Source organism: Arthrobacter sp. 05L417, assembly GCF_056397865.1.
Map to the genome: position 1 here is coordinate 1 of NZ_JBFTOG010000032.1, position 24,106 is coordinate 24,106.

At 63.9% G+C, this 24,106-nt stretch carries 22 protein-coding genes; 18 read left to right on the plus strand and 4 right to left on the minus strand.

What is annotated here, in order from left to right; translation table 11 throughout:
* Window positions 1-250 precede the first annotated feature (250 nt).
* Window positions 251-880, plus strand: coding sequence for a LysM peptidoglycan-binding domain-containing protein (locus AC1DJW_RS19405; protein ID WP_476902250.1), 630 nt, complete (start codon window positions 251-253; stop codon window positions 878-880).
* A 213-nt stretch (window positions 881-1,093) separates the two neighbouring features.
* Here the strand turns inward: AC1DJW_RS19405 and AC1DJW_RS19410 are convergent, their stop codons facing one another.
* Window positions 1,094-2,659 (minus strand): chitinase, encoded by a 1,566-nt coding sequence (locus AC1DJW_RS19410; protein WP_476902251.1) that lies wholly within the window; start codon window positions 2,657-2,659, stop codon window positions 1,094-1,096.
* A gap of 218 nt (window positions 2,660-2,877) precedes the next feature.
* On the opposite strand from AC1DJW_RS19410, the gene AC1DJW_RS19415 reads away from it, so the two are divergent.
* Complete coding sequence (locus AC1DJW_RS19415) at window positions 2,878-5,226, plus strand: glycosyltransferase family 2 protein (protein ID WP_476902252.1); 2,349 nt, start codon at window positions 2,878-2,880, stop codon at window positions 5,224-5,226.
* A gap of 27 nt (window positions 5,227-5,253) precedes the next feature.
* Here the strand turns inward: AC1DJW_RS19415 and AC1DJW_RS19420 are convergent, their stop codons facing one another.
* Window positions 5,254-6,066 (minus strand): DeoR/GlpR family DNA-binding transcription regulator, encoded by an 813-nt coding sequence (locus AC1DJW_RS19420; protein WP_284755297.1) that lies wholly within the window; start codon window positions 6,064-6,066, stop codon window positions 5,254-5,256.
* Between the two features lie 143 nt (window positions 6,067-6,209).
* On the opposite strand from AC1DJW_RS19420, the gene AC1DJW_RS19425 reads away from it, so the two are divergent.
* The 15 genes from AC1DJW_RS19425 to AC1DJW_RS19495 all read left to right on the plus strand — a co-directional run bounded on the left by AC1DJW_RS19425 (window position 6,210) and on the right by AC1DJW_RS19495 (window position 20,193).
* A complete protein-coding gene (locus AC1DJW_RS19425) occupies window positions 6,210-6,560 on the plus strand; it encodes an ArsR/SmtB family transcription factor (protein ID WP_390278943.1) in 351 nt (116 codons plus the stop codon).
* Window positions 6,557-7,282 (plus strand): aquaporin, encoded by a 726-nt coding sequence (locus AC1DJW_RS19430; protein WP_476902253.1) that lies wholly within the window; start codon window positions 6,557-6,559, stop codon window positions 7,280-7,282. The genes AC1DJW_RS19425 and AC1DJW_RS19430 overlap by 4 nt, the downstream gene beginning before the upstream one ends.
* Window positions 7,279-7,701 (plus strand): arsenate reductase ArsC, encoded by a 423-nt coding sequence (locus tag AC1DJW_RS19435; RefSeq protein ID WP_284755300.1) that lies wholly within the window; start codon window positions 7,279-7,281, stop codon window positions 7,699-7,701. The genes AC1DJW_RS19430 and AC1DJW_RS19435 overlap by 4 nt, the downstream gene beginning before the upstream one ends.
* Window positions 7,702-7,749: 48 nt before the next feature.
* Entirely contained in the window at window positions 7,750-9,120 is a 1,371-nt protein-coding gene (locus tag AC1DJW_RS19440; RefSeq protein WP_390278370.1) for an FAD-dependent oxidoreductase, read from the plus strand.
* A 43-nt stretch (window positions 9,121-9,163) separates the two neighbouring features.
* Window positions 9,164-9,595, plus strand: coding sequence for an arsenate-mycothiol transferase ArsC (locus tag AC1DJW_RS19445; RefSeq protein WP_390278373.1), 432 nt, complete (start codon window positions 9,164-9,166; stop codon window positions 9,593-9,595).
* 183 nt (window positions 9,596-9,778) lie between these two features.
* Window positions 9,779-10,120 (plus strand): DUF5655 domain-containing protein, encoded by a 342-nt coding sequence (locus AC1DJW_RS19450; RefSeq protein WP_390278376.1) that lies wholly within the window; start codon window positions 9,779-9,781, stop codon window positions 10,118-10,120.
* Window positions 10,121-10,268: 148 nt separating this feature from the next.
* Complete coding sequence (locus tag AC1DJW_RS19455; protein WP_476902254.1) at window positions 10,269-10,799, plus strand: DinB family protein; 531 nt, start codon at window positions 10,269-10,271, stop codon at window positions 10,797-10,799.
* 54 nt (window positions 10,800-10,853) lie between these two features.
* On the plus strand, window positions 10,854-11,501 hold the full coding sequence (locus AC1DJW_RS19460) for a bifunctional 4-hydroxy-2-oxoglutarate aldolase/2-dehydro-3-deoxy-phosphogluconate aldolase (protein WP_476902255.1): 648 nt from the start codon (window positions 10,854-10,856) through the stop codon (window positions 11,499-11,501).
* A 114-nt stretch (window positions 11,502-11,615) separates the two neighbouring features.
* Complete coding sequence (locus AC1DJW_RS19465; protein ID WP_284755307.1) at window positions 11,616-12,911, plus strand: MFS transporter; 1,296 nt, start codon at window positions 11,616-11,618, stop codon at window positions 12,909-12,911.
* A 104-nt stretch (window positions 12,912-13,015) separates the two neighbouring features.
* The gene (locus AC1DJW_RS19470) at window positions 13,016-13,612 is read left to right on the plus strand and encodes a P-loop nucleotide/nucleoside kinase family protein (protein WP_476902256.1); all 597 of its coding nucleotides are present in this window, start codon (window positions 13,016-13,018) and stop codon (window positions 13,610-13,612) included.
* A 142-nt stretch (window positions 13,613-13,754) separates the two neighbouring features.
* Window positions 13,755-15,044: a MinD/ParA family ATP-binding protein gene (locus AC1DJW_RS19475; protein ID WP_459341435.1), complete on the plus strand. Its 1,290-nt coding sequence runs from the start codon at window positions 13,755-13,757 to the stop codon at window positions 15,042-15,044.
* A gap of 369 nt (window positions 15,045-15,413) precedes the next feature.
* Window positions 15,414-16,289, plus strand: a complete 876-nt coding sequence (locus AC1DJW_RS19480; protein ID WP_476902257.1) for a glycoside hydrolase family 25 domain-containing protein — start codon at window positions 15,414-15,416, stop codon at window positions 16,287-16,289.
* A 123-nt stretch (window positions 16,290-16,412) separates the two neighbouring features.
* A complete protein-coding gene (locus AC1DJW_RS19485) occupies window positions 16,413-17,420 on the plus strand; it encodes a hypothetical protein (protein ID WP_476902258.1) in 1,008 nt (335 codons plus the stop codon).
* Window positions 17,421-17,526: 106 nt separating this feature from the next.
* Window positions 17,527-18,747, plus strand: coding sequence for an MFS transporter (locus AC1DJW_RS19490; protein ID WP_476902259.1), 1,221 nt, complete (start codon window positions 17,527-17,529; stop codon window positions 18,745-18,747).
* 174 nt (window positions 18,748-18,921) lie between these two features.
* Entirely contained in the window at window positions 18,922-20,193 is a 1,272-nt protein-coding gene (locus AC1DJW_RS19495; RefSeq protein WP_476902260.1) for an acyltransferase family protein, read from the plus strand.
* 43 nt (window positions 20,194-20,236) lie between these two features.
* Here the strand turns inward: AC1DJW_RS19495 and AC1DJW_RS19500 are convergent, their stop codons facing one another.
* The gene (locus AC1DJW_RS19500) at window positions 20,237-21,031 is read right to left on the minus strand and encodes an alpha/beta fold hydrolase (protein ID WP_476902261.1); all 795 of its coding nucleotides are present in this window, start codon (window positions 21,029-21,031) and stop codon (window positions 20,237-20,239) included.
* Between the two features lie 93 nt (window positions 21,032-21,124).
* Here AC1DJW_RS19500 and AC1DJW_RS19505 point away from each other — a divergent pair, with 93 nt between their 5' ends.
* On the plus strand, window positions 21,125-21,907 hold the full coding sequence (locus AC1DJW_RS19505) for a hypothetical protein (protein ID WP_476902262.1): 783 nt from the start codon (window positions 21,125-21,127) through the stop codon (window positions 21,905-21,907).
* A gap of 142 nt (window positions 21,908-22,049) precedes the next feature.
* Here AC1DJW_RS19505 and AC1DJW_RS19510 read toward each other — a convergent pair whose 3' ends face one another.
* Window positions 22,050-24,032: an S-layer homology domain-containing protein gene (locus AC1DJW_RS19510; protein ID WP_284755320.1), complete on the minus strand. Its 1,983-nt coding sequence runs from the start codon at window positions 24,030-24,032 to the stop codon at window positions 22,050-22,052.
* Window positions 24,033-24,106 lie beyond the last annotated feature (74 nt).

Below are 24,106 nucleotides of genomic sequence, written 5' to 3' on the forward strand. Positions count from 1 at the left end.
GTCGTCTTCACCGGCACCAGCAACCAAAGCGGCGGCGGAACCTACACCGCGAAAATCGTCCCCCACCTCGGAACCTGGAACTGGACCGTCCAAAACCAATACCCCGTCCCCGGCACCAGCAACACCTGGACCGGCACACCCAAGACCGGCCAATTCACCTGCACCTAAGAACCCGGGGGTGAAGCAGTATGGCTCGCCCCGGTGTGAGCTGGCTTGGGTTAATCTTTGACTGAGCACGCATCGTGCTGCCGTGGGCGGCGGCGCAACTCAGGGGGATGGTTTGAAGGCTTACATTCGTATCGGCAGCTTCCATGTACGGACGATAGGATCGCTCTCTTTGCTGGCCGCGTCGGCAATGTTGCTGGCATCCTGTGCCTATTCGGAGCCCGCACCTTCCCCCAGTATTTCTCCGCCACCTCAAGCCGCGGTGGCTAGTGCATCCAGTTCCAGTGCGCCCTTGCCTGAGGTGGCCGGCAAGGTGAGTCTGAGTTCCTACAAGCTGCCGGTGAAGTACACGACGGTCGCCGGGGATACCTGGGCGTCTATTGCGAAAGCATTCGGGCTCAAGGAAGAAAGCCTCAAAGCATTTCAGGCGAAGGCCATAGACGCCGAGCCGGCACCAGGGACTGTCGTTGATCTGCGGGGAGTCGACCATGAGCGGCCGGGAGCCAGTGGCGAATACGAGAAGGACGCGTCGGGCCAACCGGATGTCTATATTGTGCAGGCCGGAGATAACCCCGGTGCCGTCGCAGCCCGTTTTGGGATACCAGTCAGGCAGTTGGTAACTGACAACAAGCTCCCTGGGATGTTTTCGCTGTCCCCCGAGGACACTGCCTCCTTCAAGCCCGGGATGAAACTCAAGTTGCAAAACCCGTCGTAGGAATTGCCCTTCGCCCAGGCTAAGGCCACGCAGCTCACTCAACGTCAAGCGGTTAGTTACACTTTCGGGGCTGCCGGACATTAACGGGGCATGAGCTTGCAAGCGCATTTGGGGGACGGCGTCTGCCGCTTCGTCCCAACCCCACCCCGAACAGGCAGCAAATGCCCTCAGGAAGCGATTTTGAGGGCATCAGCTGCCAGCTCGCGCCTAAGCTCAGGGAGCTGGCGTGGTGGGCGACGGGGTCAGGATCTGGGCTGGGGTCAATTTTGCCCACGGGGAGTCCGGGGCACCCTGGATTGCGGCTTCCGGACTATCTCCTTGAGTCCACCACTTGGCCTCGAATGCGGAGCCTTCGAAGAGAATGCGGTCGCCCTTGTGATAGATCGTCTCCGGCGCCCATGCCGGGAAGGTTCCCGCGGGCACCGTCGCCTTGGGGCTTGGCCTGTCTCCGGGCAGCACCGGACCCACGAGTTTCCATGGGGTGGCGCCGCCCTGCAGGACCGGGTTGTCCGGGACGTCGGCGCGGGTCCACCATTTTGCCTCGTAGACGCTGCCGTGCCAGACCACCCTGTCCGCCGCGGTGTATGCGGCATAGGTGCTCCATATCGGATAAGGGCTGGTCGCCGGGTCATCGATGGTGGGCGTCGCACTGACTGAGGCAGTGGCTGTAGGCGATGGAACCACAGCCGGAGTAGGCAACGCCACATCATTGGCAAGGGTGGAAGAGAACAGTTGGGAACCCTGGACCACCCCGCTGCAGCTGTCGGAGACCCTGCTCAAATCGGGGTAGTTGGGGCTGCACGTCCTGTCCCTGTTCATGGACCACATCGACAACCTGCCGAGGCCCTTGTCTTTGACGAAGCTGTTCATGGTGGCTGCGTCATCGAGGGTGAATATTTCGCCGGCGATATCGTTCTGGCCCACCATGACGGTCAGGCCAAGCTTGCGCCAGAGGGTTTCGCTGCCAAAGTCGGTTCCTGCGTTGCGGTAGAGGGCGGCGAGCTGTCCGTGGGCCGCATCCGCAGCTGATTCCGCGGCACGGGACATGCTCCAAGCTGCAGGCTTACTGGCGCCGAAATCCATCGTCATGATGTTCACGCCCTCCAGTTCCACGCCGCCCGCGAGAGTGTGCGCCACGATGACCTGGCCTTGGCTCGTGAGGCCGTCCGGGTCGGCCGCAAGGGTCAGCCAGACGGCGAGGGGCTTGCCGCTGGCTTTGCGCTCCTTCTGAAGGGCGGCAATGGCCTGCGCCCGTCGGTCGGCAGCGGATATGTCGCCCAAGGCGACGCCTTCGACGTCGAGATCTACCGTCGCGACGTCGTAGCGATCCACAATCTGCCGGTAGGCGTCTGTCAGGGCCTTCGTGTCTTTGCAGGAAACCGCGAGTTCGTTGTTGTTCATCCCGCCGAAGGAAACCGCTGTGGCCCCTCCAAGCTGACGGAGACGGGCGATCCTCCGGTCCAAGTCGAGGTCGGAAGCTGCCTGGTCCGGGCTATATGCCGCACCCCAGGACGGGGCGCAGCCCTGCTTCGGATCGGCGACGACGAAGGACAGCACCACGGCTTTCGCGCTGGGGACGGCTGGATCTTCGAACGCGAAGCGCGGCGTCGCTGTCACGTCCACATAGCCGGAAAACACCGAAGGCATGGATGCGGCGGCACTCACATCCTGGACGTTGCGGAGGCCGAGGTAGCCCGCGGTGACCGCCGCGACCACGATGACGCAAAGGATGCCCAAACGCAGGACGGACAGCCGGCGGCCGGGAAAGCGCTTCGACACAGAGATACCCCCAGAGCATTCGAATAGGACTTCGCGGATGTCCGGGAAAGACTTCACTCCGGTGGTAGCTTCGCAGCTTGGCGTAGCATTTCCACGAGTCTTGTCCCAACTACGCGTCGTTCGCCTATCATAGGGGCGCACTGTACTGCGGGCCGTCACATTACGCCTGCATTGTGCCGCGCGCCCGCTGGGGGCGCACGGACCGCGAATGGGGATTCATGTCGGATCAGATCGTGCTGCTACGCCCCGATGACCAAGGAACGGCTGACGGGCAGTCTTCAAAAGCCCGAAAGCGTCAGTGGGGAGCAGAGAAACGATCTGAACCGCTCTCGATCGTCCACCCTGCACCATCGCGGCGCAAAATAGTCCTCGGCCGGATCGGCGTCCTCACCACCGTGCTCGCCTGGCTCGGCTATGTGGTCACGACCGTCCTCAAACAGCTGGTGGACAACCCCGGCGCCGGATTCCGCTTCGGCGCCGAATCCCTCTCCTACTTGGTGGTGGTGTCCTTCCTGACGTTCTCGGCCCTGATGTACCTCACCGCCCGGCAAGGCGCCCTGACCCGCTTCCGGGCCCACCGACGCGTTCCCCGAGGAGAACTGGACCGGCACTTCTTTGACTACTCCGAGGGCATTACCGTGCTGATTCCTTCCTACGCGGAAGAACCGGAAGTAGTCCGCGGCACCATGTGGTCCGCGGTCCTGCAGGAATTCCCGGACCTGAGCGTCGTGCTGCTTCTCGATGATCCACCCTTCCCGGAAGACCCCGACGTGCTCCGGCGCCTCGAAGCCACCCGCGCGCTCGCCAGCCAGATCACGGACACCCTCAAGGAACCAGCGGCGAGGGTCAACGCCGCCTACGCGAGGTACCGCCGTCGTCGTCGTGATCAAGAACCTGAACCGGGGGCCGGCACTAACGCCGGCACCGAAGTTGAGCGGCTGATCGCCGAATACCAATACGCTGCGGAATGGCTCGAAGCTATGGCCGAGACCGAGTCCGTCGAGGACCACGTGGATGAGTTCTTCGTGGACCTGGTCCTCATGGGCCTGGCCCGGGAACTACGCCTCGTGATCCTGGCCCTGACGGCCGCCAACGCACAGCGGACCTCGCCCGGCCCGGAACGCATCGCTGAGCTGTACGCGCGGCTGACCTGGATCTTCAACGCCCGGGTGTCCACGTTCGAGCGGAAGCGGTTCGCGAGCCTCTCCCACGAGGCCAACAAGGCAATGAACCTGAACGCCTACCTTTCGCTCATGGGCGGGACCTGGCACCCGGAACAGACAGCCGACGGCACCGTCTTGCGGCCCGCAGGGGTCGACGACGGCGATGTGCTGTCGGTCCCGGACACCACTTACGTCCTGACGCTGGACGCGGACTCGATGCTGCTGCGCGACTACTGCCTCCGCCTGGTTCATCTCCTCGAATCCCCGGGCAATGAGCAGGTAGCCGTCACCCAGACCCCGTACTCCTCCTTCCGCGGTGCCCCGACCCGGATCGAACGCATCGCCGGGGCCACCACGGACATCCAGCACATCCAGCACCAAGGGATGACCCAATACGGCGCGACGTTCTGGGTGGGGGCGAACGCCGTGATCCGCAAACGCGCCCTGGAAGACATCGTCGAGATCTCGACGGTGGGCGGCTTCGAGGTCAGGACCTACATCCAGGACCGCACTGTCATCGAAGACACCGAGTCCAGCGTGGACCTTGGCAAGCACGGCTGGACCCTGGCCAATTACCCGGAGCGGCTCAGCTACAGCGCCACCCCGCCGGACTTTGGATCGCTCGTGGTGCAGCGACGGCGATGGGCCAACGGCGGACTGCTGATCCTGCCCAAACTCTGGGAACAGATCCGCAACCGCACCCGCCAAGCACGGCCACTGCTCTTCCGTGAAATCCTTCTGCGGGTCAACTACATGGCCTCCATCACCTGGGCGAGCTTCGGGCTGCTGTTCCTCCTCGCGTACCCCTACGACAGCCGTCTCCTCAGCCCCTTGGTCTTCCTCGCGGCCCTGCCCTACTTCCTGGCGATGGGCAGCGACCTGCGGGACTGCGGCCACCGGTTCAGCGACATCTTCCGGATCTACGGCTTCAACCTTGTGCTCCTGCCGGTCAATCTTGCCGGTGTCCTGAAGTCCCTCCAGCAAGCGCTCACGGGAGACAAGATCCCGTTCGTCCGCACCCCGAAGGTCAAGGACCGCACGGCGGCCCCGGCCCTCTACGTCCTCGCTCCGTACTTGATCGTCGCGTTCTCCTTGTTGACCGTCTGGCGCAACTGGCAACTCGGAAACTGGGGCAATGCGGCATTCGCTGCCTTCAACGCCGTCATGGCCGCCGGAGCGATCCGGGCCTACATCGGACTGGCCAACTCCGGAGTGGACATGTACCTTGGCGTGCTGAACTGGCTGTACGTCGAGCCCAAAAAGCCGAAAGCGCAGCCTCCGGCCATCATCCCCAAAACCCCGGAACAGGTCGACTGGGAGTCGCTGCTCTACCACGGTGACCGCCGCCTGAACCGCGACCTCCGCGGCAAGAACGACCGCCGGAAACGGGCCGGATCGGCGTAAGGCTACGCCGGCATCGGACGTCGGTGTTTAGCGTCCGGAACCGTTCGCTGCCGCGACGTGCACTGTGACGCCCAATTCCTGGATGTTATCCCGGGTGTCCTGTGCCAGTTCATCGTCGGTGACAACGGCGTCGAGTTGCTCGATCGGCGCGACCCGGAACTTCGCAAAGGTTCCGAACTTGGTGCTGTCCGCCAGCAGGAAGCAGCGCGACGCTGACTCGAGCGCGGCCAGTTTCATTTCCACTTTGTCCATGGACGGCGTCGTGACGCCGCGGGACAGGCTCCATGCGCCCGTGCTCATGAAGAACAGATCGATGTTGATGTGCTTGATGGCGTCGGCCGCCATGCGGCCTGAGCTTGAGGCGCTGGAAGCATCCACCACGCCGCCGGTATGGATGGTCTCAACGTTCGGGTATGCGAATAGGGACGTGACCACGTAAAAATCGTTGGTGACCACGGTGATGTTCTTCCGGGCGCCCAGATAGGGGACTACGGACTGGCAGGTTGTACCGGCGTCGAGGAACAGGACCATGTCGTCTTCGACGAACTGGGACGCAAGCTCGGCGATTGCTTTTTTCCGCGGCAGCTCCAGCTGCGCTCGGGATTCCCTCTCCCGGGGAGGTTCCTGGCTGGTCCCCTCCGCCAAACGCACGCCTCCTTGGACCGACAACACATGCCCGGCATCTTCGAGGGCTGTAATGTCGCGCCGGATGGTCATGTGGGAGACGTTCATGGATTCCGTGAGGCTGCGGATGCTCAGCACCCCCTCGCGGCGAAGCAAACGAAGAATCTCCTGATGGCGCTGCTCCGGGATCAGGGGAGGTGATGTTGACGAACTCAAAGTTGCTCCTTCGCGATGGACAACCCCATCTTAACAAGTTTTCACACAGTGTTCCGATTTGTGCTTGCCGGAGAGTCGGAAGACTTCGTTGTCGCCGCGGCCTTGCCTTAAACATCGACAGATGTGAATATTTACGAGTGTCTATGTCTTTGCAATTAACGCCCGTCCAAACGGTGGAGTGTTGTTCGCCGCTAGCCAGGGAACCGCTCTCGGAATCGGAAGCCGCGGGGATCGTGCCCCTGCTGAAGGCGCTGGGCGATCCGGTGCGGCTCCGGCTAATGTCGCTCGTTGCATCCCACGAGGGCGGCGAAGCCTGCGTATGCGATTTGAACGACGCCTTTGAGCTGTCACAGCCGACCATCAGCCACCACCTGAAGGTCCTGCACGAAGCGGGGCTGTTGGAGCGCGAAAAGCGCGGCGTGTGGGTCTACTACCGCGCACGCACCGATGCCTTGTCCGGCCTGGCGGCCTTGATCGGGGGACAGGGCCAGTGAGCGTGCTGACGCGGCGGTCCGTGGCGGAGTTCGCAGGCACCGCTTTCCTCGTGATGGCCGTGGTGGGGTCCGGCGTCATGGCCTCGCGACTGTCCCCGAACGACGTCGGACTGCAGCTCCTGCAGAACAGCGTCGCCACCGGCGCCGCTCTCGTGGCGTTGATCCTGGCGCTGCAGCCGGTCTCGGCATCCTTCAACCCAGTGGTCACTTTGGTGGAGCGCGCCCTGGGGATCCTGGATACGCCCACCGCCTTGGCGCTGATCGCTGCCCAGTTCGTCGGAGGCCTGGCAGGGACCGCGCTCGCCAACCTGATGTTCGGCCTCGACGCCGTGACACTCTCCACGCATGAACGCGCCGGGGGAGGGCTGTGGCTCGGCGAAGTCATCGCCACTATCGGGCTGCTCCTGGTCATCTTCGGCACCATCCGCTCCGGGCGGGCCGACCGCGTGGCGTTCGCCGTCGGCGGCTACATCACCGCCGCCTACTGGTTCACCAGCTCCACCAGCTTCGCAAACCCTGCCGTAACCGTGGCCCGGACCATCACAGACACCTTCGCCGGGATTGCCCCGGCCTCCGCCCCGGCGTTCATCCTCGCCCAGCTGCTGGGCGGCGCCGTCGGGTTCTTCCTGATCCGCGCGCTGTACCCAGCCATTGTGGCGTTGCCTGCGCCTTTACCCTTGGCTTTGCCGGCTTCTGCACCCGATCGAAAGGCCCTCTCATGAGCACTGAAACTGTCAAGAAACCCTCCGTTCTCTTCGTCTGTGTCCACAACGCCGGGCGTTCCCAGATGGCTGCCGCTTTCCTCACCGCCCTTGCTGATGGGCGGATTGAGGTCCGTTCCGCCGGGTCCCAGCCCGCTGACAAAGTCAACCCCGCCGCCGTCGAGGCCATGGCCGAGCTTGGCATCGACATGTCCGCCGAAATCCCAAAGATCCTCACCACCGAAGCCGTGAAGGAATCCGACGTCGTCATCACCATGGGCTGCGGCGACGAATGCCCGTACTTCCCCGGTAAACGCTACGAGGACTGGGTCCTCGAAGACCCGGCCGGCCAGGGCATCGAAGCCGTCCGTCCGATCCGGGACGAGATCAGGACCCGCATCGAGGGCCTGATCGAGTCCCTCACCCCTGCCGCAAAGTAGCGCAGCACCGTAGTAAGTCCATGGATGAAACAGAGGAGCCTGGATTCAATGAACGAGCTTCCCATTGCCGTGATCGGAGCCGGGCCCATCGGCCTGGCCGCAGCCGCGCACCTCTTGGAGCGTGGACTGGAACCGGTGATCTTCGAAGCGGGCCCGACCGCGGGCGCCGCGATCGAACACTGGCGGCACATCCGCCTGTTCTCACCTTGGCGTTTCAACCTCGACGCCGCGGCCGTGAGATTGTTGGAGGCGTCCGGCTGGGAGACGCCGCGCCTGACCGCACTGCCTTACGGCGGGGAACTCGTCGACAACTACCTGGCACCTTTGTCCGCCCTTCCTGCCATCCGCTCCCGGCTCCAGACCGGTGCGCGGGTTGGCGCGGTCACCCGCGTAGGGCTGGACAAGACGCACGTCTGTGAACGCGACTCCACACCATTCCTTGTGCGGGTTGAGCACGACGGCGGTGGGACCCGCCACTACCGGGTGTCAGGTGTGATCGATGCCTCCGGAACGTGGTCCACCCGCAACCCCTTGGGCACCTCAGGGCTGCCTGCCATCGGTGAACACGCTGCAGCTGCCTGGATCTCCTCACCTCTGCCGGACGTGACAGGTCGCGATCGCGAGTCCTTCGCCGGACGCCGTGTCCTGGTAGTCGGTGCCGGACACTCTGCCGCCAACACCCTCATAAACCTGACGGAGCTCACTAGGGACGAGCCCGGAACCCGAATCCTGTGGGCAGTCCGGGGCGCTTCCGCCGAAAAGGTCTATGGCGGCGAGGACGCCGATGGGCTACCTGCCCGCGGTCAGCTTGGCGGAAGGCTTCGGCGCCTTGTGGAGTCTGGAAAGATCGAATTGCACACCGGATTCGGCATCAGCTCGCTGAAATCCTTGGACTCCCACCTGACCGTCACCGCAGGCGACGGCCGCACGCTACAGGTTGACGTCGTCGTGCCCTGCACCGGCTTCCGCCCCGATCTGGACATGCTCCGCGAACTCCGACTCAACCTTGACCCCGCCGTCGAAGCACCTGTGGGGCTCGGCCCGCTGATCGATCCCGAATTCCATTCTTGTGGCACGGTGCCTCCGCACGGCGCGAGGCTTCTGGCGCACCCTGAGAAGGACTTCTACATCGTGGGCATGAAATCCTATGGCCGTGCCCCGACCTTCCTGCTGGCCACCGGTTACGAACAGGTCCGCTCCATCGCTGCCGCCCTCGCCGGAGACCAGGCAGCCGCTGACACCGTCCAGCTTGAACTGCCCGAAACAGGAGTCTGCTCCACCGATGCCGGCACCAGCTGCGACGTCCCCGCCACGAACACGAGGGCATCGTCCGAAGACGCCGGCTGCTGCGCCGCTCCCGAGCCGGTCCTCGTCGGGTTCCCCACCGGCCTGACCCACGGACGCTCCGGCGAACTCTGAGCACCCACCATGCGCTGCTGAGCGCATCCGAACAGCAGGAAGAATGACATTCATGACCGAAAACCGTAAGACCCCACATATCCTGTTCGTCTGCAGCAAGAACGGCGGCAAATCCCAACTCGCTGCGGCACTCATGCGAGACCTTGCCGGCGACGCCGTCGCTGTCTACTCGGCCGGCACAAATCCCGGAAGCTCTTTGAATCTAGAATCCGTGGAGTCCTTGAAGGAGCTCGGTATCGGGATCGCCGGCGAGCACCCCAAACCCATCACGGACGACGTGCTGGACGCCGCCGACGTCGTCGTTGTCTTGGGCACCGAAGCCAAACTCGAACGCCACGGCACGGCCCGCGTCCTGACGTGGGAAACCGACGAACCCTCCGCTCGTGGCATCGAAGGCATGGACCGCATGCGCCTGGTCCGCGACGACATCAATGCCCGCGTCCAAAAGCTCTACGCCGAACTCGTGGAAAACTAAGCCGTCGGCGTTTTGACTGTGACAGGTTGAGATGCCCCTGGTAGGGCGGTTATTTCTAGCCCCACTTCGCCCGGGTCGAGGGCCTCTCGATCCGTCCGGTGGCGGTCCGGCACGGGGGTAACCGGAGGATGGTGAGGCATGGGCCATAGGCTCGGAGACAAGCCTTCGCCTTATGCTGGCAGAATGGCACGTACCGCAAGAGAACGCATTGATGGCGATCCCGTTTCCTCGGGCGTTTACGGTGCCCTCCTCGATCAGATTTCTGCGCTTGACGGGTGTGAGTTGCAGGAGAACGCCTCGTCGTTCCATGTCGCTCACGGGCGCGCGTTTCTGGGGATCCATCCCCGCCGAGGCGGGATTCTGGTCAACATTGTTTTGGACAGGCAACTCGAATCTGATCGTGTGCACCGCGCCGAGCGGGTATCTGCTAACCGGTGGCATAACGAAGTCATCCTGAAGGACCCTTCAGAGATTGACGCCGAGATGCTGGCCTGGATCCGCGAAGGATATGCGCTCACCGCCTGAAACAGGATGAACGCAGGTTCGTTTCCGAGGGCATGAAGCTTTTTACGGGCCCTGCCGCACCGGACCAGATTTGACCGACCCACCGGGGCCGGAAAACACTTGACACGATCAGCGCTTCTTCCGCCGCCGATTGCGGGACACTGGAGCCATGGATCCGGCCCGGGAAGAATGCCTCGCAGGATACCGACGGGCCCTTCGGGAGCTGAACAGTTGGCTGGCGAGCGCGACGCCGTCGGATCTGCAACGCAAGAGTAACGGTACCCGCTGGACCAACGAGGAACTGCTCTTCCACATGGTCTTCGGGTACATGATCGTCAGGTCCCTCTTGCCTTTGGTCCGCGTCATGAGTCGCCTGCCCCGATCCTGGGGTAGGGGATTCGCCGCCGGTTTGAACGCAGCTACCGGCCCGTTCGACGTCGTGAACTATTGGGGATCGGTTGCAGCCGCCGTGGTCTATGACCGGCGCCGGATGGGCCGGAAACTCGAAAAGACGATCGCTGCGCTGGCCCGCCGACTCGAACGCGAAACCCCGGACTCCCTGGCCAGGTCGATGCCCCTCCCGACCCGGTGGGACCCCTTCTTCACAGCTGACATGACCCTCGCGGACACCTACGCGTATGCCACGCAGCATTTCGACTTCCACGCGAAGCAGCTGAGCCTCCGGTCACTGGAGTCTTAACAAGTTTTCACAGACTGTTCCGATTTGTGAATATTTGGGGTAATCTCTTAATCAATGTTAACCAAATTTGAAGTACTAGAGACCATCGTCCGCACCGGCGCCTTGCTGATTGCCCGCCTGGACAGTGCCGACGAGGCCTACCGCGTATCTGAAGCTGCCATCGAGGGCGGCATCCGTGCAGTGGAGGTCCCGTTGACTGTTCCCGGCGCCCTGGGAGTCATCGAGCGGCTTGCCGACAAATACGGGGACCAAGGCATCGTAATCGGTGCCGGTACCGTGCTCGACGCAGAGGCTGCCTTTGCCAGCATCTCTGCGGGCGCGCGGTTGCTGGTCAGCCCGCAGTTCAATCCGAAGATGATCGCCGCAGGAAACCGCTACCAAGCCGTCACTGCCAGCGGAGCGTTCACCCCCACGGAGGTCGTCAACACCCTGGAAGCCGGGGCGGACATCATCAAGCTGTTCCCCGCTGAACTGGGCGGGCCTTCATACGTCAAGACCATCCTTGCGCCCCTGCCGCAGGCGCCCATTATGCCTTCCGGCGGAGTTACCCCCGCGAATGTCGGCGCCTGGTTCGACGCGGGTGTGACCGCCGTCGGCGTGGGAAGTTTTGTGACAAAGGCGGCCCAGAACGACGGCGACTACGGACTCGTTGTCCGCGCTGCACAGACCTTCATCGCAGCGATCGACGAAGCCCGGCGCTAGCCGAAAACCCGGCGCAGCCGGAGTCCGGCACCGGCCGGCAAACAAATCCGGCAGGAGCCGGCGAAAGCACAACCCGACAAAGACCGTCGGTCAGAACACAAAGGAGTGAGCTGCATGAGCCAAGCATCAGCAGATATAGACGCCACGGACACCAATCCCCTGAGGCGCGTCAGAATCAGGTGGTACCTGGTAGCCCTGCTGGTCATCGGCGGGATCGTGAATTACCTGGACCGAAACAACCTCAGCATCGCCAACACCACGATCGCCAAGGAATTCGGCCTCAACGCGCTTCAGATGGGGTTGCTGCTTTCGGCGTTCTCGTGGCCGTACGCTATTGCCAACCTGCCGGCCGGCTACCTTGTGGACAAATATGGTCCCAAGCGCATGTTCGCCTGGGCGGCCGGACTCTGGTCCATCATCTCGATGCTCTCAGCCCTCGCCAACTCCTTCGGCTTCCTGTACGCCGCCCGTGTGGCCTTGGGTATCTCCGAATCCCCATTCTTCACTTCGGGTCTGAAGGTTGCCGATCGCTGGTTCAACAAGACCGAGCGCGCCCTGCCTGTCTCGATCGTCAACACCGGCTCGCAGATTGCCAACGCCATTGCCCCACCGCTGCTGACCTTCCTGTTGCTGACCATGAGCTGGCGTGGCATGTTCGTCGTCATCGGCGCACTCGGCGTAATCGTCGCCCTCGTGTGGCTCCGCGTCTACCGTGACCCCACCCTCAAGGAACAGTTCCTCATCAAGGGTGCCGAGTTCGAAGAGCAGGCCAAGCCCAGGGAAAAGCAAGCCGGCTGGGGCGAACTGCTCAAGCAGAAGAACACCTGGTTCATGGTTCTGGGCGCGTTCGGCATCTTCTACACGGTGTGGGTCTACCTCACCTGGCTCCCGAGCTACCTGCAGACCGCCCGTGGCTTCAGCCTCAGCCAGAGTGGATGGCTCGCAGCCCTTCCGTTTCTCTGCGGCATCATCGGTGTGCTGACCGGCGGCGTGATCTCCAGCAGGGCCATCCGCCGCGGCATTCCTACCGTCACCGCCCGCAAGCTCCCGATCGTTGGAGGCGCGCTCCTCGCCGCCGCAGCCGTCCTGCCCGTTGCCTACGTTGACAACTCCGCACTGGCTATCGTCCTGCTCTCCGTCGGTTACTTCGCCGCCCAGGTGCCGATCGGTGTCCTCTGGACGCTGGCCGCGGACATCGCAGAACCCACGCAGGTTGCATCCCTGGGCGCCATCCAGAACTTCGGCGGCTTCCTCGGTGCGGCACTCGCCCCGATCGTCACAGGGTTCATCCTCACCCAGACCGGCGGCAACTACACCCTGGTCTTCCTGATCGGCGGAGTCCTGCTGGTGGTGGGCGCACTCTCCTACGGTTTCTTCGTCAAGGACCGCCGGGCCACAGTTACGGCCTAGCCTCGGCGCTGTGGCGGGGACGGCAGCAATGCCTACCCGCCACAGCCCTTTGTTGAAAGAATTTGATCCAGAGTTCAATGCAGAACAGACAGTTGAAGATAACCATGCCGCAGGTATTTTTCGTGATCGGGCCGGCGGGCTCCGGCAAGTCGAGCGTCAGCAAGCTCCTCGCCGAACACTACGGTGCCGCTTACATCGACAAGGACACCGCCACCAAGCGATTCACGGAGCTGCTGCTGACACTCAACGGCTCCGATCCGAACGAGCGCGACAATAATGAGTTCTACCAGCGGTCCATCCTGCCGCTGGAATACGCGTCCATTTTGGACCTCACCCGTGACAACCTGGGCATCGGCCGCTCCGTGGTGCTGGACGCGCCTTTTGGCAAGTTCTTCGCCGATCCGGACTACCTCATCAACGCCCGGCGGGAGCACCATTGGCCCGAGGCCGAGCTGATCGTGGTGCATGTTCGAACAAATGGGGAGGCCGTGAGGGCGCGCCTTGTAGCCCGTGGATATGAGCGCGACGAGTGGAAGCTAAATAACTGGGAACAATTCTGGACCACGTCCCAGGCCAACGCCTGCGAGTGGAAAGGCGCCCGCCACGTCGACCTCGACAACAGCGGCGACGCGATCGACGTCGGGCTTCTCGACATTGCCTTCGGCGTCGGCGGTGTTCCGTCGTCTGGCCCGGCGGCTTGAGCGCAAGCCCAAAACTGCTGTCCAAACTGCGCGGCACGCCTGCTATGACGGGTTTGTGACGGTCTCCACCTAGAATTGCTGGTTGAAGCAATTCAAACGAGAGCCGCGGCGCACAACGCTGCGAATCCTAGGGGACAAGACCATGCCGGATTCTGTGGACAACGAAGCCAGCGCCGCTGCATCTAACGAAGGGCAGCCCGAACTTCGTCGACGCCGCGATCGCCGCCGCGAAGAGGGTGACCCCTGGACAGGAACCATGCCGATCATTACGCCGAACGATTCCGACGCGTCCGCATCCACTCCTGCCCCGCTCCAAAGCAGATCGTGGGCTGAAGCGGCAGCAGCCGCCGACGCGTCCGCCGGGACCGTAACCGACCCGGCCAGCGGCGACGCGAGCCGTGAGGAACCACGCCGCGAGATCCCGACGGCGGCAGCACCGGCGTCGGGCGCTGTCCCCCCGGCTGCCGCACGGGCCGGACGCGCCGCAGCCGCCAGCGCTCCGATTTCCGACTTCATTTCTTCGCCGGGTTCCTTCGTGCGGGAACAGAAGCCGCGTCCCATCGGTGGCTTCCGCGGCATGCTGTACAAGCTGAGCGGCGGCGCCTGGAACCTCGGCCCGAGCGCCAAGCAGCGCGAAGAGGACGAGTTGGCGCGGCGCATTTCCCGGCAGCTCCAAGGCAGCTACAACACGGCCATCCTGAGCCTCAAGGGCGGCATCGGCAAGACCTCCACCACGGTGGGCGTGGGCCTCACCTTGGCGGAATTCCGCGGCGACCCGCCCTGCGCCATCGACGCCAACCCCGATTCCGGCGACCTCGTGGAGCGCGCCCTGGGTGAGGGCATCTACCAGAAGGCCACGCCGCGCACCATCACGGACCTGCTCAAGAACGTCGACAACGTCGATTCGCTCACGGCGCTGGCCCGGTACATGCACCATGCCGGCCGACTGCACCTCATCGCCGGCGAACAGGACCCGGAAGTTTCGGACTCACTGACCGCCGAGGAATACCTGCGCATCAGGGAGCTGATCTCGGGCTACTACTCCGTAGCGCTGACGGACTGCGGCACCGGCGTCACGCACAATGCGATGAGCGGCATCCTGCAATCGGCCGACAACCTCATCATCGCCGCCGGCTATGCCGTGAGCGGTGCCAAGCGTGCCCGCAGCACCCTGCAGTGGCTTGCGAGCCATGGCTACGAGGACCTGGCCCGCAACGCGATCGTGGTCATCACGGACAAGGACGAGGTGTCGTCCCGCGTGGACAAGGACGCAATCGAGGAACACCTCTCCGGGATCTGCCGCCAGTTGATCGCCGTACCGCATGACAGGGGAGTGGCCGACGGCGACCTGGTTACCCTGGACGTCCTGCGCCCCGATACCCGCCGTGCATACAAAGAGATCGCGGCCGCGATCGTGGACGGGTACGTGTAGCGGCTCCCCTTTTCGGTCGCCCCGCCCAACTGACTCGCATTTGTTGTCGTTCAGAGGGGGCAAAACGACATTAAGTGCTAGTCAGTTGGGTGGGGCTACTTAGTTATTGCTTAGGGTGACGCCGCCGACACTCTATTTACTACTTGGTTTTCGCGGGAGTCAGCGGGTTCTTACTCGACTACTACGTGGATTGCAAATTGTCGCTGCCGCCGGGATTTCCCTAGAGTTGCACCTGGACGTCATTCGCTTTTGCGGGGCGTCCTCGCCATGACCGGGAACTGGGCCCGGGCATGGTGCGCCAATCCCGTGCCTTCATGACACCCTGCTGCGCCCGTTTCTGAACCCGAGGCCAGCACCCAGGAGCCTCATTTGATTCCCAAAAAACTTGCCTTCTTGTTCGCTGCCGTGCTTCTTCTCGGACTGACGGGCGCCAGTGGCACTCGACCTTCCACCAACACAGCGCCCGACGCCGACCCCGCGCCAATCGCGAACGCCGCACCCGCCGCTGAGGTGGCCCCGCTCGCCGCGCCAACTCCAGCACCGCCCGCCGCACCGCAGCCGGCCGCCGCACCCGCCCCCGCCGCCGTCGTGCCCGCCGCGCCGCAGCCTGCCGCCGCACCCGCGTCCGCCGTCGTCGTGCCCAAAGATGGCTCCGTGAAGGTGCTTGACACCACCGCGGCCATCACCGACCCCAACTGGTTCCGCCAGGCCTACGCCGAGGGCTTCCGTCTCTACGTCATGCACTCTACGGTTTGGGGCACGTGCACCCCGTGGCAACAGACCCAGGCCCAATTGAAGATGGCGCTCGACGCCGGCCTCAAGATCGCGGTCTACACACGTGACGCTTCGTGCTGGGAGAACGGGATCAAGGCCGCCGGCCCGTACTTGTCCCAACTGCAGTTTTTCGCCCTGGACATCGAACCCGGTGGATCCTTGGTCACGCGGGCCATGGTGGATGGCGTGCGGAGCCTGGGCGTGCGGCCCGTGATCTACAGTGGCAGCGGCATGTGGCCCGGACTGATGGGCAACAGCACCGCATTCTCGGACGTGCCCCTGTGGGATACCGACACGAGCAACCTCAACTACGCCGGCTGGACCGCGGACTACCTGGCACCGGCCCCTGTGCAGTACGGCGGCTGGAACACGGCTGGCACTATGCGCGTGGGGATCCAGCAGAAGTTCGAACACACCCTGAACGGCATCAACGTCGACCTGAACTCGTTCGACGCCGGCTTCCTGAAGTAGGCGCTGCGCTTCTTGCCCTGCGCTGCGCTGAATTCCTGACGCAACGGGAATTCCGGGGGCGTCAGGAATTCCGGGGGCGTCAGGCACGGGACGCGTCGGGATTGTTTCCTTGGAGTTGTCCACATGGGGGAATTCGGTGCTGTCGTGGGCCTCGATCCACGTGGCAGGTTCGTAGGCATGACCCAGTTGCCCCGCCTGATCCTCAGCCGAGATCACCTTTTTCACGGAACGACTCTCAAGGAACTCGCTCGGAGTGCCAAGGCGGGCGCCTTGCATCGCGTCCGCCAAGGAGTGTACGTTGACGGCGCTGCGTGGGACGCACTGAAACCGTGGGAACAATATCGTGTCCGGGTCAACGCTGCGGCCGAAACCTCCAGCTCACGAACCATTTTCGCCAGACACTCGGCGGCGTCTGTATGGGGTATCCCCACTATCGGACTGCATCATCCGGTGCAGGCCGTGACCCTGAGGAACGACGGCGGCCGCTCCCGGGCCGGAATATCCCGCCACTACGCGGACCCCGCCAGCCTCAAGGTGTATCGCCGAGAGGGACTTCTGGTGACTGACAGGGTGCGCACGGTGCTGGATCTGGCCGCTTTCACCCCGTTCGTCGAATCCATCGCTCCATTGGATCACGTCCTCAAATCCGACCGGAAAAGGGGGTTGCCCGCCATCACGAAAGAGGCACTTCTGGCGGGAGTGGATGGAATTTACACGGCGGCGGCCACCCGGAGAATCCAAGCGGCGATCGATTTCGCAGATCCCCTGTCCGGATCTGCGGGGGAATCCTACAGCCGCGCTTTGATGCATGTCGCCGGATTCGAGGCCCCGGTTCTTCAACGTGAATTCCGCGACGAAGCGGGCCTGGTGGGCTATTCGGACTTCTATTGGAAGGGCGTGCGGCTGGCCGGGGAGTTCGACGGCATCGATAAGTACCTGAAACCGGAATTCCTCAAGGGACGCACCCCCGCTCAAGCCGTCGTCGAGGAGAAGCTGCGCGAGGACCGGATCCGTGCCACGGGGTGCGGCGTCGTCCGTTGGGTGTGGCAAGAACTCATGGCTCCCGGCGTGTTCGAACGGAAGCTGGCAGCGGCAGGGGTGCCCCGGCGTCGTCCGCGTGGATCCCGATGAGGCGCGGAGTGCCTGGCGCTGCGCTGAGTGCCTGGCGCTGCCGGAATTCCCTGTGCGACAGGTATTTGGCGCGTCGCAAAGGAGGTGGCGTCCTAGGATGAAAGGGATGACGACAACCAGCACCGTTCAACCCTTCAATCTCCGCAGCATCGCGTTGCCCGCTTTTGGGCCCGCCTTGCTGTTCTGTATCGGCGAAGGCGCGGTGCTTCCGGTGGTGGCGCTGTCCGCCCGCGACCTTGGCGCTTCCGTGGCCGTGTCCGCGTTGGTGGTCACCCTGATCGGGCTGGGATCCTGGTTCTTCAACCTGCCCGCGTCACTCATCACCATCAAGTTCGGTGAACGATGGGCCATCGTAGCCGCAGGCGCCGCCGGAGCATTGGCCTTGTTGGCCGCCGGATTCGCGCCGCTCCTTGCGCACAACGGCATCTGGCTGCTCGCCGCGGCGATGACCGTCGTCGGGATGTGCACGAGCGTCTTCAACCTCGCGCGCCAGAAGTACCTCACGGAAGCCGTCCCGGTCATCTACCGGGCACGCGCGCTCTCGACGTTGGGCGGCGTCACCCGGATCGGCGTGTTCATCGGTCCGTTCGTCGGCGCGGCCGTGATGCAGTTCGCCGGCATCAGCGGCGCGTATTGGGTTGGCGTGGTGGGCATGGCTGCCGCCGCGGTGCTGTCCCTCACGATCCCGGATCTTGTGTTGCCGGACGACGTCGACGGCGGCCGCAAGGGCCCCGAGCCCACCCTCCGTGGCGTCGCGGTTTCCCACGCGGGCGTGTTCCTGACGGTCGGGACCGGGATCCTGCTGCTGAGCGCGCTCCGGGCCTCCCGCCAGGTGGTCATTCCCTTGTGGGCGGACCACCTGGGAATGGACGCAACACATGCGTCGCTGATCTACGGCTTGTCCGGCGCGATCGACATGCTCGTGTTCTATCCGGCCGGCAAGCTCATGGACCGCAAGGGGCGCATGTGGGTCGCAGTGCCGTCCACCCTCATCATGGGCACGGCGTTGTTCCTGATACCGTCGTCCGCCGAGTTCGTGGGCCTGCTGCTGGCCTCGCTCCTGATCGGCTTCGGCAACGGCATCAGCTCGGGACTCATCATGACGCTCGGGGCCGACTTTTCCCCGGAGAAGGGCCGCGGGCAATTCCTCGGCTTGTGGAGGTTCATCTCCGACGCGGGTGCCACAGGCGGGCCCGTGCTGCTCTCGGCCCTGACTGCGGCCGTGTCGCTCGCGGCGGGCGTCTGGGCCACAGGCGTTCTGGGCGTGGCCGCGGCGGCGGTGTTCGCCGTCGTCCTCCCGAAACTCAAGCACCGCAGGAACTACTAGTCCCCACCGAAGGCGTTGGCCCAGCCCCCAGGCTTTGCAGGTCACCAGCGGCGGTGTGGGCCCAACTGGCTCGCAATAGATGTCGTTTTGAAGGCTCAGAACGACATTAACTGCGAGTCAGTTGGGTAGGCAGCTCCCAGACTCCGGTCAGGTGCCTCCGGTATGGTGGATTGGATGTTCTCAGTCATCTCGCCTCCGCATCGTGCCCCCACTGCGAATCCGACCTCTGGGAAACCCGACACACACGGCGCCCAGCCGCTTGGTTCCGGGGCGGGGAATCGCCTGCCGAAGAGCGAAGCAAAGCAGTCCCGGCCGGATCTCGCGACACTCACCGCACTTCGTTTTGTTGCCGCGCTGTGGGTGGTGTTTTTCCATCTTCAAGCGATGCAGCACACCTTCCTCGCCCCCGTCTACGAGCTGTTCCGTCCCGTCATTGCCAACGGCGACCTTGGCGTGGACGTGTTCTTTGTGCTCAGCGGCTTCATCATCACCTACACCTACCTGGACCGGCTCGGCCCACGGTTCCGCTGGCGAGCCGCAGCGGACTTTGTCTGGGCCCGGTTCGCCCGGATGTGGCCTGCGTTCGCCCTGGTGGTGGGCGTCCTGGGCCTATGGTTCGTGTACGGGACCGCGCAGGAATCCGTGCGCGAGTGGTCACTCCAGACCCAGGCTCCGGACCTGTCGCCGTGGGGGCTGGCCAAGCAGCTATTGATGATGCATCTCTGGTTCCAACCGGGTACCGACGGCGCCAGTTGGTTCGGCCCGGGCTGGACAGTCAGTGCCGAGTGGCTGGCCTACTTGGCGTTTCCGCTACTGGCCCTGGTCCTGTTCCGGCTGCGCGGGCTGCATCCGTTGGCGGCGCTGGCAGCTTCTGTCCTGGTCCTCCTGCCGACGGCCGTCTGGGGTCCGGACCTGCCAGTCGCCACGGACGGGCATCAGCCGTACGAATGGCTGTTGCGGATCGTATGCTGCTTCATTGCCGGCGCATTCGCTTGCATCGCCGCCCGGAACGTAGACCGCATGAAGTTCAACCTCGCACTGGCCGGTCCCGGCGCCCTGCTGACCGGAACCGCCGTCGTCATCTTCCTGGCCATGGCCGGAAAACCGGGCCCCGGACGCCTGGCTGTGCTTGCCTTCCCGCTGCTCATCGCCCTGCTTAGCCTGACCCGGGGATGGCTCCGCTCGGCGTTGTCCGCGCGGTGGCTGCAGTACGGCGGGCGGAGCTCCTACAGCCTGTACTTGGTCCACATGTTCTTCATCTACCTCTTCTACTGGCTCATCCGGGACTGGCCGCACGGTGCCGGACCGCTGGTGGAGAACCTGCTCGCGGCGACGTGCCTGCTCGGGATTGCCTTGGCCACCCACCTGCTGTTCAAGTACGTCGAGGAACCGGCCCGGCTCCGGCTGCGCGCACTCGTGCCGAGGGCGGGTGCCGCGCGGGTGTGACCGGATCTGGGCGACGCCCGCCCGTTTGCGCAGCGAGAGCCCGTTAGTCGAGGGGATTGAGGAACGCGGCCGTGTCCGCTGCCACCTGGTCCGGACACTCCCACAAGACCAGGTGCCCGACCCCCGGATAAATCTTCAACACGGCGCCTGGTATTCGAGCCGCCAGGGCCTCCTGGTGCCTTCGAGGCAGCACGGCGTCATGCGCGCCCCACAAGATCAGGGTGGGCGCGAGAATGGTTCCGGACTCGGTGGGCGGAGTTGCCGTGCGCAAACCATCGAGGATGCGCTTCCACGCATGGGCGGGCATCCTGACTCCGTCGCGTACCCGGTCCTCGATAAACCAGGCAGGAATTGCGTGCAGCAACGGGAACCAAGCCAGGGAATTCCTTACCCAGTCCTCGTCGATGGGGTCCTGGAGAGTTACGACTTGGTCAGCGAAAGCAGGCCGACCCCGCAGGCTTAGGGGAGCGCCCACCAGCACAAGCGCCGCGACGCGATCAGGGTACCCGACGGCCAATTGCTGGGCCACGTAGCCGCCGCTGGAGGAACCAAGGACGAACGCTCTGTGCACGCCGAGCGCATCCAGGATGGCTGCGGCGTCCTCGGCTTGTTCTATCAGCGAATACCCGTGCTCGGGCTTCTCGGCGTCGCCCTGCCCACGGAGGTCGGGCGCATAGACCCTGAAGTCCGTCACCAGAGGTAAGAGGCGGTCAAAACTACGGCGTGATTCACCCCAGGCGTGCAATAGCAACAGCGGCTTCGCATCGGCGTCGCCGTGGACAAGACACGGAATCCGGATGCCCGTGGTGAGCCTGAGATCCAGGACTTCGGGGCCCATAGCATCAGGGTACGCCGGAATCGTTGACACCTGGGAAGCATTGGCGTTCGATGATCGCAGGGGGAGCTGCCTCGGCGCGTGGAGGGACAGTTCATGCGCGTAATCCGGAATGCGAAAGCAATATCCATCGTGGCAGGCAGCGCCCTGGTGCTTGAGGGCTGTGCCGGGATGTGGCTGGCCGCCACAGCGCCGCCTGGACCGGAGAACGGCAGGATTGTTCTGCTTTCCTTCTTGTATGCCGTCGGTGCCCTGATCTTGGGTGTCGTCATGCTGACCTGGCGCTACTGGTCCAAACCGATGGTCCTGGTGCGGGCGCAGGTGGCCGACGCCTTTCCCTTGATCTTGCCCATCGCTGTGCTCGTGCCCGGGCTTCTTTCCGTGCCAGAGATCGCAGATCCCGCCCGTCCATACCTGTGGTTGGGTGGCCTGCTATTGGCGTCCACTGTCATTTCGATAGCGACTCCGGAGAACGCGACGCTCCGGGAGATTCCTCCGCTCCGCCCGGGGCACTTCCTCGATTGGCTCAGATGGCAGAATTTCGGTGCCGGCTCGCTCGGGGCTTCGTTCTTGTTCACCGCGGCGTTCTTTTTCGATTCACACCAACATGGTGACTTCACACCGTTGATCATCGTGCTGGCACTCGCCCAAGCGACCGTGAGCGTTTGGCGCATCATCGAGCATCGGCAATTTTCCAAGATCGGGGTGCGCCTTTCCGGCCTGCAGATCAATTGGCTACGCGTCATCCATGTCAGCCGAGGACACGAGGCGGCTGTCAAGGAACTCCGCACGATGTACCCCAAAATCGGCCCGACGCTTGCCGACACCACCATCGAAAACCTCTATCGGGCGGACGCGCCCAGCGGGTCGAGCCTCTAGATCCCACCACCTTTGGCCGGCTCAGCAGTCCGGGATCCCCGAATATACGGGAATCCCGGACTGGGAAGCTGTTCAAAAGTGGTCGAAATGTTGAACCCGGGGCCGTGAACCCCGGGCCCGTGAGCCCCGGGTTCCCCTTACGTCAGACCCTCGGGAACTTGGCGTTGAGGCGGAACAGGAACGCAGCGGTCGCGTCGCGGTGCACGGGTTGAAGGGGCTGGAATATCGCTCCTCCCGGTACCGCCCAGCCGGTGGTGATGCCGTTGGCAGCGAGCCAGCTGATCTCCTTATAGAACGGGTAGCTGGCGGGAACGTCGAGGAACGTCACGGTCGGGGTTACCGCCGGGCTGCCGCTCAAGCGGTAGAGGAACGCGGCCATCGCATCCCGGTTCACCGAATCCAGCGGGTGGAAGGATCTCGTGTTGTTCGGCCCTGGGTACCCTGTGGTGATGCCGGTGGAGGCCAGCCAGGTGATTTCCTTGTAGAACTGGTCCGTGGTGGGAACGTCAGTGAACGGGGACGCAGCAGGTGCGGTAAACGCCGGGCTGCCCTTGTACCGGTAGATGAACGCTGCCATCGCTTCCCGGCTGATCGACTGCAGCGGTTCAAACAGCGTGGTCCCGTTGGGCTGCGGGAACCCGGTAGTGATTCCGTTGGCGGCGAGCCAGGTGATCTCGTTGTAGAACGGATATGTTGGCGGGATGTCGGCGAACGAGGCGCCGTTGTCGTACATCTCGTAGTCGTCGGTGGTGATGGTGCCGTTGGTTTGGATGTTCAGGCCCCAACTGATGCCTGAAGCGCCGGCCGGCAGGGGTGGCGTAGTCCAGGTGATCTGGGTCCAGTTCGCCGCGGCGAGGACCAGGGGACTTGCGGTCCAGTACGCCCAGAACCCGTTACCGACACGGTAATAGACTTCGAATTGGGTCGCCGCGGTGGATTTATACCAGGCTTTCAGCTGATACGTATGTCCTGGTGTTCCTGACGGCGAGCATCCGCCGAGGTCCAGGGCGGGCAGGAGTTTCGCGTCCCCGGACACCCAGCCTGTGACGGTGAGCTGTTCAGCGTTCGTACCGGTGTGCCCGGGTGTGACGATGGAGAAGGCCGGGGTGTTTGTGCCGTACCCGCCGGCTGCCCAGCACTGCGGGATGGTGTTGACCAGGGTTTCCAGGCTGGCGTTTTGGATCATGTTTACCCCGGGCCCTGGCGGCGGAGGTAGAGCGGGGCCCGCGACCGCAGGCTGCTGGGTGCCGCCGACCACCTGGTCCACGGTCTGCACGGCGACGGTACCGGCGGCCTTTTGCTGTGCCAGCCAAGTGGCGAACTGGGTGAACAGGGTCGGGGTGATGGTCAGCGTCGGGTCCGTGCCGACGGCGATGTGGTGGAAGGTCAGTTGGACCCACCCGCCGGTGGTTGTCTGGGCGTGGGTCACCTGGTTCTGCAGATTCGCCAGGGTCCACGTGCTGTCTACCTCATCCGGCGCCTTCGTGTCGTAGGCGTTGACCGGGGGAATGGTGTCTGCCGCGGGAAGCGTCGCCGATGCGGGGTCCTTGCTGGCGGCGTCGCCCAGGCCGCGGGCACTGTTGTAGCCGCACCCTTTCACCAAGGCCTCGGTGGCCGGGTCTTCGGAAGCGAAGGGGTAGGCGAAACTCGTGACTTTGAAGCCCATGTTCATCAGGGCCACGCGGCCGTCGCAGATCTGCCGGCTCGACTCGGCGGGGATCAGGGACACAAGATCCGGGTGGGTCACGGTGTGTCCGCCGATCTCATTGCCGTCGGCGGCAATTTGCTGCAGGTTAGCGGTGGTCAAGTAGGTGGGCTGGTCGATCCACCCGGTGGTGATGAAAAACGTGCCAACCAAGCCCAGGCTCTTCATTGTGGCTTCAGCCGTCAACTGGTCCGCGTTACCGTCATCGAACGTCAGCGACACTACCGTGTTCGGGGCAGCATGAGCCGGAGCGGCGAATCCCACCCCGGCCAGCAGGCCGGCAATCATCAGCGCCGTGCTGCCGAAGGCGGTCCAGCGTTTGCGAAAGTGCTTACCGATCCGTATCCCGTTCGCATTGGGCCGTGCGCGGCCCTCGCGTGGCGATTCCGTCGCCCCTCGCTGCTCATTCGTGGTACTCATGGTCAACTCCTCCCCAGGCTAGGTAATGCACTAGCAGCCGGGTGATCCCTCGTTGGTGGGCCAAGAAGGTGCCG

What these genes read in the sequence shown, in the direction of transcription:
- AC1DJW_RS19415 (WP_476902252.1), top strand. Translation starts at nt 2,878, where the DNA reads ATGTCGGATCAGATCGTGCTGCTACGCCCCGATGACCAAGGAACGGCT.
- AC1DJW_RS19425 (WP_390278943.1), top strand. Translation starts at nt 6,210, where the DNA reads ATGTCTTTGCAATTAACGCCCGTCCAAACGGTGGAGTGTTGTTCGCCG.
- AC1DJW_RS19435 (WP_284755300.1), top strand. Translation starts at nt 7,279, where the DNA reads ATGAGCACTGAAACTGTCAAGAAACCCTCCGTTCTCTTCGTCTGTGTC.
- AC1DJW_RS19440 (WP_390278370.1), top strand. Translation starts at nt 7,750, where the DNA reads ATGAACGAGCTTCCCATTGCCGTGATCGGAGCCGGGCCCATCGGCCTG.
- AC1DJW_RS19445 (WP_390278373.1), top strand. Translation starts at nt 9,164, where the DNA reads ATGACATTCATGACCGAAAACCGTAAGACCCCACATATCCTGTTCGTC.
- AC1DJW_RS19450 (WP_390278376.1), top strand. Translation starts at nt 9,779, where the DNA reads ATGGCACGTACCGCAAGAGAACGCATTGATGGCGATCCCGTTTCCTCG.
- AC1DJW_RS19455 (WP_476902254.1), top strand. Translation starts at nt 10,269, where the DNA reads ATGGATCCGGCCCGGGAAGAATGCCTCGCAGGATACCGACGGGCCCTT.
- AC1DJW_RS19460 (WP_476902255.1), top strand. Translation starts at nt 10,854, where the DNA reads ATGTTAACCAAATTTGAAGTACTAGAGACCATCGTCCGCACCGGCGCC.
- AC1DJW_RS19465 (WP_284755307.1), top strand. Translation starts at nt 11,616, where the DNA reads ATGAGCCAAGCATCAGCAGATATAGACGCCACGGACACCAATCCCCTG.
- AC1DJW_RS19470 (WP_476902256.1), top strand. Translation starts at nt 13,016, where the DNA reads ATGCCGCAGGTATTTTTCGTGATCGGGCCGGCGGGCTCCGGCAAGTCG.
- AC1DJW_RS19475 (WP_459341435.1), top strand. Translation starts at nt 13,755, where the DNA reads ATGCCGGATTCTGTGGACAACGAAGCCAGCGCCGCTGCATCTAACGAA.
- AC1DJW_RS19485 (WP_476902258.1), top strand. Translation starts at nt 16,413, where the DNA reads ATGGGGGAATTCGGTGCTGTCGTGGGCCTCGATCCACGTGGCAGGTTC.
- AC1DJW_RS19490 (WP_476902259.1), top strand. Translation starts at nt 17,527, where the DNA reads ATGACGACAACCAGCACCGTTCAACCCTTCAATCTCCGCAGCATCGCG.
- AC1DJW_RS19495 (WP_476902260.1), top strand. Translation starts at nt 18,922, where the DNA reads ATGTTCTCAGTCATCTCGCCTCCGCATCGTGCCCCCACTGCGAATCCG.
- AC1DJW_RS19500 (WP_476902261.1), bottom strand. Translation starts at nt 21,031, where the DNA reads ATGGGCCCCGAAGTCCTGGATCTCAGGCTCACCACGGGCATCCGGATT.
- AC1DJW_RS19505 (WP_476902262.1), top strand. Translation starts at nt 21,125, where the DNA reads ATGCGCGTAATCCGGAATGCGAAAGCAATATCCATCGTGGCAGGCAGC.
- AC1DJW_RS19510 (WP_284755320.1), bottom strand. Translation starts at nt 24,032, where the DNA reads ATGAGTACCACGAATGAGCAGCGAGGGGCGACGGAATCGCCACGCGAG.